At 73.4% G+C, this 11,869-nt stretch carries 9 protein-coding genes and 2 pseudogenes; 4 read left to right on the top strand and 7 right to left on the bottom strand.

What is annotated here, in order from left to right; genetic code table 11:
* Window positions 1-161: 161 nt before the first annotated feature.
* The 3 genes from ACF1BH_RS13615 to ACF1BH_RS13605 all read left to right on the top strand — a co-directional run bounded on the left by ACF1BH_RS13615 (window position 162) and on the right by ACF1BH_RS13605 (window position 4,877).
* Window positions 162-1,280: a hypothetical protein gene (locus ACF1BH_RS13615; protein ID WP_391642628.1), complete on the top strand. Its 1,119-nt coding sequence runs from the start codon at window positions 162-164 to the stop codon at window positions 1,278-1,280.
* A gap of 551 nt (window positions 1,281-1,831) precedes the next feature.
* Window positions 1,832-3,382, top strand: a complete 1,551-nt coding sequence (locus ACF1BH_RS13610; protein WP_391642627.1) for a beta-ketoacyl synthase N-terminal-like domain-containing protein — start codon at window positions 1,832-1,834, stop codon at window positions 3,380-3,382.
* Between the two features lie 721 nt (window positions 3,383-4,103).
* Window positions 4,104-4,877 carry a BTAD domain-containing putative transcriptional regulator gene (locus tag ACF1BH_RS13605; RefSeq protein WP_391642626.1) on the top strand — a complete coding sequence of 258 codons (774 nt, stop codon included), beginning with the start codon at window positions 4,104-4,106 and terminating at the stop codon, window positions 4,875-4,877.
* Window positions 4,878-4,905: 28 nt separating this feature from the next.
* Here ACF1BH_RS13605 and ACF1BH_RS13600 read toward each other — a convergent pair.
* Window positions 4,906-5,124: pseudogene (locus ACF1BH_RS13600) on the bottom strand (response regulator transcription factor); the annotation flags it as partial.
* 960 nt (window positions 5,125-6,084) lie between these two features.
* Between ACF1BH_RS13600 and ACF1BH_RS13595 the strand changes: the two are divergent.
* Window positions 6,085-7,128, top strand: coding sequence for an AMP-binding protein (locus ACF1BH_RS13595; RefSeq protein ID WP_391642625.1), 1,044 nt, complete (start codon window positions 6,085-6,087; stop codon window positions 7,126-7,128).
* 77 nt (window positions 7,129-7,205) lie between these two features.
* Here the strand turns inward: ACF1BH_RS13595 and ACF1BH_RS13590 are convergent, their stop codons facing one another.
* From ACF1BH_RS13590 to ACF1BH_RS13565, 6 genes and pseudogenes are all read right to left on the bottom strand, one after another.
* Complete coding sequence (locus ACF1BH_RS13590) at window positions 7,206-7,613, bottom strand: PaaI family thioesterase (protein WP_391642624.1); 408 nt, start codon at window positions 7,611-7,613, stop codon at window positions 7,206-7,208.
* A 132-nt stretch (window positions 7,614-7,745) separates the two neighbouring features.
* A complete protein-coding gene (locus ACF1BH_RS13585; RefSeq protein WP_391642623.1) occupies window positions 7,746-8,078 on the bottom strand; it encodes a hypothetical protein in 333 nt (110 codons plus the stop codon).
* Window positions 8,075-8,752, bottom strand: a pseudogene (ribA, locus tag ACF1BH_RS13580) (GTP cyclohydrolase II); the annotation flags it as partial. The pseudogene ribA and the gene ACF1BH_RS13585, both read right to left, overlap by 4 nt.
* A gap of 86 nt (window positions 8,753-8,838) precedes the next feature.
* Window positions 8,839-9,630: a nitroreductase family protein gene (locus tag ACF1BH_RS13575; RefSeq protein ID WP_391642622.1), complete on the bottom strand. Its 792-nt coding sequence runs from the start codon at window positions 9,628-9,630 to the stop codon at window positions 8,839-8,841.
* Between the two features lie 64 nt (window positions 9,631-9,694).
* On the bottom strand, window positions 9,695-11,236 hold the full coding sequence (locus tag ACF1BH_RS13570) for an AMP-binding protein (protein ID WP_391642621.1): 1,542 nt from the start codon (window positions 11,234-11,236) through the stop codon (window positions 9,695-9,697).
* Window positions 11,237-11,570: 334 nt separating this feature from the next.
* Complete coding sequence (locus ACF1BH_RS13565) at window positions 11,571-11,765, bottom strand: hypothetical protein (RefSeq protein WP_391642620.1); 195 nt, start codon at window positions 11,763-11,765, stop codon at window positions 11,571-11,573.
* Between the last annotated feature and the right edge of the window lie 104 nt (window positions 11,766-11,869).

The raw sequence follows: 11,869 nt of genomic DNA, 5'->3' as shown, positions 1-11,869 counted from the left end.
CCCCGCCCCCGGCGACCCGCCCCGCGGACACCACCACCTCACGGACGCGCCCCGGCCCTTCCCGGGCGCGTCCCCCGAAGGCCCGGACGGCCGCCCCGGCCCCGTAACACCCTCCGTACACCCACCCGGAACAACATCAGCAGAAGGAGACGATGGCGCCCATGGAGCCGGAAGAGTCCCGTAAGGGGAGCGGCGCACAGCAGAACGCGGGCGGCGAGGCGGCGGCCGTCGAAGCGGCCGGAGCCGATGCGCCCGCCGCGCCGCCGGCCCGGGGGACCGGCAGGCCGCCCCGCACGGACGGCGCGACCGTGCCCGTCCTCTCCGCGGACACCGCGCCCACGCCCCGGCCGGCGGCGCACCGCACCCCCGAGACCCCGGCCCGTACCGCGGCTGCCGGCCGGACGGACGCGGCGGCAGACCCCGCCAAGGCGACGTCCGCCAAGGCCACCGCGCCGACCGCCGCCGCGTCCGACACCTCGACGGGGCTGGTGGCATCGGGCGGCCGGGTCTCCAAACCCATGGTCGCCGCCGCCGGTATCGCCGGTGTCCTGCTGCTCTGCTCGCCGTTCCTCATCTCGAAGCTGACGGCCGGCGGCGGGCACGACAAGCAGCCGCCGGCCGCCGCGTCCGAGTACGACGGGCAGGGCCGCGGTGCCGGGGTCGTGCCGGGGGCCGATCAGCCGCAGGGGCATCAGGCACCGCAGGACGGCGGCGCATCGGGCGGCTCCGGCGGCGGGGAGGGCGGCGCCCCGGCGGGCGGGGACGCGGCCACCTACACCGCGACGGCCGGGCCGGGCTGCACCGACAAGTCCACCGGATACAAGGAGCACGGCACCTACACCGACGGCGACGCGGGCTGGACGACGCACAAGGGCGGTTGGGCCAAGGACGGCTGCGACGGCTCCTTCGTCTCCGTCCCGATGGCGGGCGACAAGGCCGACGACGGCAACTACACCCTGTGGACCTTCGCCACCGGGCCGGTGAAGTCCGGCAGTTGCCAGGTCCGGGCCTTCGTCCCCGGGGACGACGACGTGAAGCACGTCGGCGGACACCCCACCCGCTACTCGGTGTTCGCCTCCGCGGCGGGGACGGGCAAGGCGCTCGGTGACTTCACCGTCGACCAGACCAAGAAGCGCGGTGACTGGGCGCCCGGCGGCACCTTCCAGATCACCGGCGGGCACCTCTCCGTCAGGCTCCACACCCAGGGCACCGACTTCGGCTCCGGCTTCGACGGCGCCCACCACGCGGCGTCCGCCGTCGCCGTGCGGTGCACCGGCTGACGCCCGTCACCCGCCCGCTCCCGACGTCCGCCGTGGCGCCGGGAGCGGCGGACATCCGGGCGGGGACGCAGGTCCGTCCGCGCGTACCGGACCATGACACCTCTTCGGGGGACACCCCGTGTTCACCTGGAATTTATAGGGGTCGCTAGGGGTTGGGGTGCGCTGCGCAGGGGGTTCGGGGCCTGGACAATGGAGGGGGACGACCGGGGCCGCGCGGTGAGCGGGCGGCCGGGCCCGTGCCACGGCGGTTTCCGCCGGGCCGGAAACGGAATGTCGCCCGGCGACCGGGGCGCGGACCTTGTCCGCCGCTTCAGGGGCCCTGGGGCGACCGGGAGCGAGGGTGCGACGCCTTCGGCGTGGAACCCTCCCCACCTGGTGCGGTAGGCAACCGAACGGGCCGACGACGGTCCAGACCACCGAGTTGGGCGAGCGGGGCGCAATCCGTCCCGGAACACGGACACAGCGGCGGGCGGTACAAGCGGAACGGCGCGGGGCGGTCGCTCCGCCTGCCCGACATCCGGCCGCGGCGCGCGGCGGGCGAGAGGAATGAGATGGGTATCGCTTCCGAGGCGGACACGGGTGCGGGGCGGACCGCGCCGGAGGAGGCCGACGCCATAGCGGTCGTCGGGCTGTCCTGCCGATTCCCCGGGGCCGACGGCCCCGACACGTTCTGGCGGCTGCTCCACGACGGCCCGGAGGCGCCCGGGGCGTCCGGCGGCAGGCGGTTCGGGCCCGGCGGCGCGGCCCGCTGGTTCGGGCCGGAGTCGCTGGGGGTGCCCACCGAGGACCTCGGCGCCCCCGACCCGCGGCAGCGGCTCTCCGCCGACCTCGCCCGGGAGGCCCTGGAGAGCGCCGGGATCCTCCCCGAGGGGCTGGCGGGCAGCGGCACCGGTGTGTTCCTCGGCGCGTCGGCGTGCCCGCGGCCCACGGTGCGCGGTGCTTCCGGCACCGACCGCACCACCCTCGCGAGCCGGCTCTCCGCCACCCTGGGCCTGCGCGGCCCGAGCCTGGTCGTCGACACCGCGCGCTCCTCGGCCCTGACCGCCGTCCACCTCGCCTGTATGGCGCTGCGCGGCGGCGAATGCGACGAGGCGCTGGCCGGCGGGGTCACCGTCCGGGCGTCCGCCGGCGCCACGGCGGAGGAGGCCGACGGCGGGCTCCTCGTCCTCAAGACGCTGCGCCGGGCGCTGGCCGACGGCGACACCGTGCACTGCCTGATCCGCGGCGGTGCGGTGAGCCACGACGGCGGCGCAACCGCGGGGCCGGACACCGCCCAGGAGGAGGCGGCGCGCCGGGCCCGCGCCCACGCCCGGGTCGACGCCGCCGCGGTCCGCTTCGTCGAACTGGCCGCCGCCGCGGGCCCGGTGCGCACCGCGGTTCCCGCCGGTTCGGGCGGCCGCCCGGTGCGGGAGCCGCTGCCCGCCGACGCCGGTGCGCAGCCCGAGGGTGCCGCCGCCGCGCTCCTGAAGACGGTGCTGTGCCTGCGCGCCGCGGCCCGTGTGACCGGTGAGGCGGCGGCGTGGACCGGCGCCCCGGAAGGGACGGGCCGCGCCGTGGAGCCGCTGTCGCGCCGGGGGAGCGAACCGGTGCTGGCGGGCGTCGGCGCGGACGGCGACGGCGGAGCCTGCCATCTGGTGCTGTCCGACTGGGTCGGCCGCCCCGCGCCGGCTCCGGCCGCGCACGGGGTGCGGCCGGGCGGAGCCGGTGTCCGGCGGGCCGACGACGGGCCCGCCACCTCCCCGGCGGAGACCGCCGCGACGCTGCGGGCCCGCGCCGCCCGGATGAGCGTCCACCTCGCGACCCGCCCCGGCTTCCGCCCCGAGGACATCGCCGACGCCCTCGCCCCCACCCCCGTCCGCCGCCCCCTGCCGCCGGCCGCCCCCGGCCCGCTCCCGGCGGCCGTCCCCCAGCAGCAGCCGGACGCCGCGACGTCGGCAACGCCCGCTCCGGACACGGATGACACGGAGGATGACGCCTCCGTCGACCTGGCGGCCGGGCTCAACGACGAGCAGGTGCTGGAGATACTGGGCGAACTGCCCCTCCAGCGGCTGCGCGAGGAGGGGCTCCTCTCCCGGCTGCTGGAACTGGCCGGGCACCGCTGACCCCTACCGCTCCCCGCCGTACACCGTGGACGGCGCGGGCCGTGCGTACGGCCCGCGCCCGTACGTCTCACCCCTGCGCCGCGACACCGCCCCGGGACCCGGCGCGGTGTCGCGGCGTTCCGGCGCACGGGCCCACAGGTTTTCGGACGCCACGGGATTCACGGGGGTCCGGAACCCGGGGTAATCCCCGAAGGGGTCCAGGGGTTCTCGGGAATTTCTCAAGAACCACTGGAGTCCTTCTTCGGGGACACAGGTTGTAGGGGGCAGGTGCTTGAGGATGTCGCGAGGGCTGCCTGACGTGACGAATCGACAGCAGGGCCGCCCGGCGCACTGCCGCGCGTCCCGAATGCTCCCTCTCCATACCTGATGTGTATGCGATTTTTGCCTGTCCTTGAGAGACGCCCCGTGAGTCCCGTTCCAGGGGGTCCTTCTAGGGGTTCGGAGGCGAAACTGGGGTTCGCGGTAGGGGCACCGAGCAGTTAAGTTGACGGTACGTTATCGAGCGGCGACGCTGTGCGTGGCGGGAAAGAGCGCACCGGATGCGTACCCGCGGGAACATCTGCGGCCCACCGCCTTTCCTGCGGAGGATGCCCGAAAAGGAATGTGAGAACCGCATTCAGGGCGTCCGGACCGGTGAACCCCACGGCACCGGAAACCCTTTCCTGCCCGACCGCCGGCGTATACGGGATGACGGAATTCAGCTGGAGAGCGAGGAGCCATCGTGCGGTACGAAATTCTGGGGTCGCTTCGGGTGATCGACGATCTGGCCGTCGTGCCGGTGAGCGCACCGAAGATGCAGGTCCTGCTGGCGGCGCTGCTCATCCGGGCCAACCGTGTCGTCCCACGGGACGAACTGACGAACGAGATCTGGGGGAGCGCCCCGCCCCGGCGCGCCACCGCCTCCCTCCACGTCCACGTCTCCCAACTGCGCAAGATTCTCACCCGCCCGGGACGGTCCGGCACTCCGATCGCCACCACGGCACCCGGCTACGTCCTGCGGCTCGCCCCCGGCGAACTGGACCTCCACCGCTTCCAGTGCCTGCTCCAGGACGGCCGCCGTGCCGCCCGCTCCGGGAACCACGAGCGGGCCGTCGACCTGCTCGGTGCCGCGCTGTCGCTGCATCGGGGCGCAGTGCTGGACGGCGTCGCCGGAGGGCCGGTCGTCGGCGGGTGTGCACGGTGGGCGGAGGAGGTGCGTATCGAATGCGCCGAACTCTTCGTGACGTCCGGCATCGCCCTGGGCCGGCACCAGGAGATGGCCGGCGTCCTGCGCTCCCTGCTCGCCCGGCATCCGCTGCACGAGGCGTTCTACCGGCAGCTGATGCTCTGCATGTTCCGCTCGGGCAGGCGCGCCGAGGCGCTGCGTACCTACCACTGCGCCCGCGACGCCATCCGGCAGGAGCTGGGAATCGAACCCTCCCGTGAACTGCGCGAGTTGCAGCGGACGATCCTGCTCGCCGACGGTGCCCCGCGGGACATGCAGCTGGCGGGTTGAGGTGACCGTGCCGCCCCGTCCCGGCGGCTCAGCCGGCCTGGTCCTGTCCCGCCTGCACGAGACCGCACTCGTACGCGAAGATCACCGCTTGGACGCGGTCGCGCAGCTGGAGCTTGGCGAGCATCCGCCCGACGTGGGTCTTGACGGTTGCGCCGGACAGCACCAGGTGCTCGGCGATCTCCGCGTTGGACAGCCCCCGGGTCACCAGGAGAAGAACCTCCCGCTCCCGGCAGGTCAGTTGTTCCAGACCGCTTGTGTCCTGCGGCATCCACGCATAGCGGTGCGGCCGCAGCCGGCTGATCACCGTTGTTCTCCTTGGTTGTCGATCATCGCGGACGAGCATGCCGAAGGGGGTGCGCAGCAGGTACCCCCAGTTGGAGGGGCGCACCGTGAGCCCCTCCGGCTGAGGGGGGTATTCCGCTCAATTCCGCGGTCAACCTCTTGGAAAAGAAGAGAAAGGTGAGGAGTGTGGACGGGGAATAAGCTTCTCTTATACAGTGGGGTCTCCATATGGTGGAGGGAGGCTTCTTCGGTGAAGTTGGCCGCGGTTCTCCCTGCCCGCCCAGGAGAGCCGTTATGAAGCGGTTCTGAAGCGATTTCGAAGCGATTCCGAAGTCGCTCCCGAGGTGCCGGGTGGCCCGTCGATCGCGCGGAATGCTTTCCTCGCACTGCCCCGCAGTCGACCATGAACTGGGGAAACGCTCGCATCCCGGGGGGCCTCCCCCTGTGTGTGCCTCTGTGCCGCTCCCTTTCCCCGGTGCATGTGGCAGGCGGAAGGTTGCGCTTCCGGTCACCTTCGGCGTATCAAATGAACTGCTGCCCGGCCGGTCGCGATGCGGAAGGGGCCGGGTGGCGTCGACGCTTTTCCGCTGCCTGTGTGACCTCGGCCCACGGTGCCGTACGGATTCATTGGAGGGGCGTTTTCCCATGGCACCCCATTCGGTATTCGCCCGACGTCCCCCGGGCCGCTCCGGCCGCTCCGGCGATGGACGGCGCCCGCTGCTGCTCGGGCCGCTCCGCGTACACCCGGGCGAGGCGCTCGGCCACCCCGGGGCGGTGGACGCGTCCGAGGCGCCCCTCCGCGAGCTGGGGCTCGGCCCCCTCGCCGCGGCCGACCTGCGGAACCGACGCGGCACCGGGCTGCCCCCTACGTCTTCCGGCGCCGCCACCGGCTGCGCGCCGCACGCATCTGAAGGGCTGGTTCGCCATGCAGACCCCCGCCGTGCCTCCGCACCACCGCACCCTCGACGCCCGGCTCGCCTACCACGCCACCCATCGGCCCGAACACCCCGCGCTGCGCTGCGCCGGAGTCGAGGTCACTTATGGACGGCTCTACGCCGAGAGCGCCCGCGGCGCCCTCGCGCTCGCCGCCGCCGGTCTCACCAAGGGCTCCCGCGTCGGCTACCTCGGCAAGGAGTCGGTCCGCTTCTACGAGCTGCTGTTCGCCTGCGCCGCGAGCGGCGCGGTCCTCGTCCCCGTCAACTGGCGCCTGGCGCCCGCCGACGTCGCGTACATCCTCCGCGACTCCCACGCCGAACTTCTCTTCACCGATGCCGAGTTCCTGCCCACCGCCCGCGAGATCCGCCCCGACCTGCCCGACCTGCGGCAGCTGGTGCTCCTCGACGGCACCGGCAAGGCCGCCCGTACCTTCCGCGACTGGAAGGACGCCGGACGCGGCGCCCCGGCGCCCGCCCTCTCCGACACCGGCGACGCCGTCGCCCAGATGTACACCAGCGGTACCACCGGCCTGCCCACGTGCGCCGTCCTCGCCCACCGCAGTTTCTTCGCCGCCCGCGGCGGCCCCGACAACGCCGGACCCGACGAGATCGGTTTCCGCCCCGACGACATCAGCCTCATCGGCATCTCCGGCTCTCACATCGGCGGCCTGTGGTATGCCACCCAGGGCTTCAACGCCGGTGTCACCAATATCGCGCTGCGCTCCTTCGGCAGCCGCGAGGCGCTGGAGACGATCCGCGGTTCCGGCGTCACTACGGCCTTCCTCGTTCCCGCCATGCTGCTCATGCTGCTGGACGAACCCGGCGCCGCCGAAGCCGACTTCGTCACCCTGCGCAAGGTCGTCCACGGCGGCTCCCCGGTCGCCGGGCCCCTCCGGCGGCGCTGCATCGCCGTCATGCGGTGCGATCTGGCACAGCTCCGCGGCCTCCCCGGAAGCGGCGACACCGCCGGCGGCCTGCCGCCCGCCGGCCACTTCTCCGGCAGCCCCCACCTGCGCGCCACCGGACGCGCCTAGGGTCTGCTGACACCCTCCCGTCGTTCGCCCGGAGGGCGGGTCTCGCGGCGCGCGGTGGTTCCTTCGCCGCCGGCCCGTCAGCGGGCCGGCGCCACCGCCCGGTCCCGCGCCACGTGCAGCAACTGCACCGTCGCGCGGCTCACCAGCCGGTTGCGGTCGTCGAAGACCTCCGCGGACCACAGCTGCTGGGTGAAGCCGCGGTGGACGGGGACCGCGCAGAGATGGAGTGTGCCGTCGACCGCCGGGCGGACGTGGTGCATCTGGGTGTCCGCGCAGACCGCCGCCTCGCCCTCCCCGGCGTTGAGGGTTCCGCCCGCCGCTGCCGCGCTCTCCGTCAGCGCCGCCAGCACACCGCCGTGCACCGTGCCCGTCGCGCCGTGTATGCGCGGGGACAGGGTGAGCGAGGCGAGCACCCGCCCCGGGGACACCTCCTCGTAGCGGATGCCGAGCAGGTCGTCGAGTGGATGCCGTGGGATGGGCAGCAAGGGTCTGCTCCCTTCAGGTGGGCCGGCGCCGCGGGCGGCGCCGCTGCACGAGGGTCGGCGCTCGCGCGCGTGGACCCGGCCGCCCCGGGGCGGCCGGGCGGTGCGGGCCCCGCGACGGGCCCGCACCGGTGCTCAGATCCAGTCCGGCTGCTCCGGTGGGATCCGGCGGCCGTTGGCGATGAAGAACGACCGGATGACGTTGCCGCGGAACAGCTGGCGGTTGCGCGGTCCGTCGAGCGCCGCGGAGAACTCCTTGACCCGGTCGCTGTAGAAGCCGCGCTTGCGGTACTTGCGGGTCTCCTCGTTGAAGATCTCCGCGATCATCTCGTCCGGCGTCCGCCCGACGAACTCGGCGAACTCGGCGACCGTGCCGAGCCGGGCCTCGCGGTCCTTTGTGTCGAGGTCCGACAGTTGTGCCGCGTACCGCTGGACGGTGATCAGATCGTGAAAGGCAGTGTCGGTCATGAACTTTCCTCAGCAGGCGCCGGCGCGGGCGCCGTCGTGGTTCGGGGCTGGTGGGGAGGGGCGGCGCCGGCGGGCCCGGCGGGGGAGTCGAGGCCGTCGAGGAGGTGCCCCATCCGGGACCGCTTCGTGCGCAGATAGCGCAGGCTCTCCCCGTGTGCCGGGGCGAGCAGCGGCACACGGGCGGCCACCCGCACGCCGTGCCGGGCGAGCGCGGTGACCTTGTCGGGGTTGTTGGTCAGCAGCCGTACGCCGGTGATGCCCAGGTCGTGGAGGATCGCCGCGCCCGCGCCGTAGTCGCGGCCGTCGACCGGCAGTCCCAGGGCCACATTGGCGTCCACCGTGTCCAGACCGGTGTCCTGGAGCTGGTAGGCGCGCAGCTTGGCGGCGATGCCGATGCCGCGGCCCTCGTGGCCGCGGAGGTAGACCACGGCGCCGGTGCCCTCGGTCGCGATCCGCCGCAGCGCCTCGTCGAGCTGCGTGCCGCAGTCGCACCGCAGCGATCCCATGAGGTCGCCGGTGGCGCATTCGCTGTGCAGCCGCACCAGCGCGTCGGCCGCCCCGGACACCTCGCCCGCCACGAACGCCAGATGCTCCACGCCGTCCGCTGCCGCGTACGCCACGCAGTGCAGCTCGCCGTGGGCGGTCGGGATGCGGGCCCGGGCCAGGCGGCGGACTCCCGCGGAGCCGTCGGGGTGGGCCGGAGGCCGCGTCGGCGCCCGGGAACCGGGCACCACCGCAGCCTCCGACATCAGCTCGGTTCTCACTCGGGGAGACCGAACATCCCCGCCAGGGCACGCAGCTCCGCCTTGCGGTGCGGCAGCGGCGCGGGCGCCTGGATCATCCCGGCGTCGGACAGCTCGGCGACGACCGACTCGTCGTTGCCGTAGCTGGCGCCCCAGGTGCCGTCGAAGTACAGGTCCTCGAAATCGGGGCGGGGCCGCTGGCCGCCGGCCTCGGTGCTCTCGGCGGAGTAGCCGACCAGCTGGATCTGGGTCGGGATGACGCTGTCGGGCATCTTCAGCAGCTCGCGGATCTGGTCGCGGCGGCCGGTGACCAGACCGGTGCCCAGACCCTCGTCCGTGGCGGCGAGCAGCGCGGAGCCGACACCGAGACCGCACTCGAAGGCGCTGAGCCACTTGGCGAACTCGACGTCACCGGCGAGCACGTTGAAGTCCGGCGTCTTCATCACGACACTGTCGACGAACTCCTCGGACCAGCCGTAGCTGGAGGTCAGGGAGCCCGACTCGATCAGCTTGAGCAGCGCGGGCCGCAGCGGCTCCCAGCCGGCCATGTCGGTGCACCACACGATGGCGACCGGCGCCTGGTGGGCCTGCGGCTGGTTGTAGACCGCGTCGATCAGTCCGTCGCGCACCGCGTCCGGGGTCTCGCCCTTGGTGACGACGACGGCCTTACGGACCTCCTGCGCATTGCCGTGGTGCGACTGGAGCCGCGCGGCGTGCAGGATCTTCTGGACCTTCTCCTTCTCCACCGGGCGCCAGGCCTGGTAGTAGCGGGTGGTGCGGCGCGTACCGACGGCGCGCTTGAATTCCATGGATACTCCTCAAGTGGATGGATGGATATCCACCGGTGCGGGTGTCGTCAGTGCCCGCACCGGGTCAGCGACCGCGAAGCAGATGCTTGCGGATCTTGCCTACCGAGGTGCGCGGCAGCCCTTCGACGACCTCCACACACCCCGGAACCTTGAACGACGCCAGCCTGGCCGCGCACCACTCGATCAACTGGCCCTCGGTGAAGTGGTGTTGACCGTTGAGGACGACGAAGACCTTCACCGTCTCGTCCCGGATCGGGTCCGGGACCCCGACCACCGCCGACTCGAAGACCGCCGGGTGCGCATTGACGACCCGCTCGATCTCGCTCGACGACACGTTCTCGCCCGCGCGCTTGATGACGTCCTTGCCGCGGTCCACGAAGTGCACGAACCCGTCGGTGTCCACCCGGACGTGGTCCCCGGTCCGCAGCCAGCCACCGCCCAGCGCCTCGGCCGTCGCCCCCGGATCGCCCAGGTAACCGGCCATCAGGGTGCGCCCCGGGACACCGCCGACCAGCAGCTCGCCGCTCCGGCCGCGCGCGACGTCCCGCAGCCGCTCGTCGACCACCCGCAGCCGTGCGCCGTGCACCGGGCGGCCCATGCTCTGGTTGCGGCGCCGCCCGTGCAGCGGGTTCATCAGCGGCGGCGCCACGGTCTCGGTCATGCCGTACAGCTGGAGCAGCGGCACCCGGAACCGCTCCTCGAACTCCGCGAGTTGGGCGTCGGTGACGTTCTGCGCGAACATCACGGCCCGCAGCCGGTGCGCGGCGTCGTGCACCGACGGCTGCTGCGCCAGGATCATCCGGATCGGCGCGGCGAACAGGCTCGCCACCGTCGCCCCCAGCCGTACCGCCTGCGCGGACCAGCGCGAGGCGCTGAAGCGCGGCGTCAGCGCGATCGACGCGCCGGTGACCAGCGCGGACATCGAGGAGTAGTACTGCGCGTTGCCGTGGAACAGCGGCAGCACGATCAGCTGCCGGTCCTCCTGCCGCAGCCGCAGCTGCCGGGCCACCACCTCGCCGGAGTGCAGATACGCCGCGTGCGGGACCACGACGCCCTTGGGGCGGCTGGTGGTGCCGGAGGTGTAGAGCACGCCGAGCGGCGCGGACGGATCGTCCACCACGTGCGCGGGCCGGGCCGGCGCCGTCGCCAGCGCACGCTCCAGCGACTCCGAGCCGGTCACCAGCAGCTGTTCGCAGCAGGGCGAGTCGATGGCGGCGACCTGCGCGGTGGTGAGCAGTTCGGGCTGGGTCAGGCTCAGCCGGCACTCGGCGTGGGAGAGGACGTAGGAGAGTTCGTCGGCGGTGGAGAGGGGGTTGGTGGGGACCATGACGGCGCCTGCCTTCGCCGCGCCGAACCAGGCGTCGAAGAACTCGGGACGGTTGGTCAGATGGACGTGGAAGCGGCTTCCGGGGCCGACGCCCCGGCTGACCAGGAGGTCGGCCATCCGCTCGGCGCGGCGGTCCATCTCGCCGTAGGTGACCGTCGTGACCGCACCGGACTCGTCCAGGAAGGAGAGGAACGGGCGGTCCGGACGGCTCCGGGCGTGTCGCCGCAGGACACCGTGGACGGTGTCCTGTCCTGGGCTGCTCTGCCGTAGTGGTTGCACGCGAAACAGAGTCCGGGGCGTAGATCAGTTCCGGCGTAACGAACCATCAACTCGCTGTTAACGAACGGATGATGAGGTCAGCCCGTACGCACCCCGTATGCCGCCCGGAACGGGCGAGAGCACCGGACGGGCGGAGCGTCCGGTGCTCTCGGTGAAGGGGGCGGAGGGGCGGGCCCGCAGGGCGGAGTCGGGGGAACTCCCGGGCCCGCCCCTCCGGTGCCGGCCGCCTTCAGGGGGCGGTCGGCGGGGTGAGCCTCGCGGCAGCGGCGCGGCCCGGGCGGGGGAGGACGTCCCGGGACGCGGCCGTGAGGGTTGCCGCGAGGCGGTCGGAGGGTCAGGGGCGGTTCGAGCCGTGCCGCCCGGAGCCCGGCCGGGGCTCCTGGTGGCGGGGGCAGCGCGCGCACCGGCACGGCGGGAACGCGGCGCTGACCGCGGGGTGCGGCGGCGTCGTACCCAACGGCACGTCCACGTAACGGACTTCGGTCCGGGCGGACGTCGTGGGGTCGATCCGGTACACGTTCATGGTCATGCGGGGCACGCTGCACCTCCGGCGCGGCGTGCGGCGGGGACCGGGGCGGTGGCGCGTTCGACGGGCGCGGGCCGGGCGGGACGTACGAGGGCAGGGGGCATGGG

The sequence above is a fragment of the Streptomyces sp. NPDC014733 genome (genome assembly GCF_043083385.1).
GTDB lineage: Bacteria > Actinomycetota > Actinomycetes > Streptomycetales > Streptomycetaceae > Streptomyces.
This window is presented reverse-complemented; position numbering and strand designations above follow the sequence as displayed.

Bases quoted from the DNA above. Each gene is read 5' to 3' on its own strand.
- ACF1BH_RS13615 (WP_391642628.1), top strand. From the start codon at position 162: ATGGAGCCGGAAGAGTCCCGTAAGGGGAGCGGCGCACAGCAGAACGCG.
- ACF1BH_RS13610 (WP_391642627.1), top strand. From the start codon at position 1,832: ATGGGTATCGCTTCCGAGGCGGACACGGGTGCGGGGCGGACCGCGCCG.
- ACF1BH_RS13595 (WP_391642625.1), top strand. From the start codon at position 6,085: ATGCAGACCCCCGCCGTGCCTCCGCACCACCGCACCCTCGACGCCCGG.
- ACF1BH_RS13585 (WP_391642623.1), bottom strand. From the start codon at position 8,078: ATGACCGACACTGCCTTTCACGATCTGATCACCGTCCAGCGGTACGCG.
- ACF1BH_RS13575 (WP_391642622.1), bottom strand. From the start codon at position 9,630: ATGGAATTCAAGCGCGCCGTCGGTACGCGCCGCACCACCCGCTACTAC.
- ACF1BH_RS13565 (WP_391642620.1), bottom strand. From the start codon at position 11,765: ATGACCATGAACGTGTACCGGATCGACCCCACGACGTCCGCCCGGACC.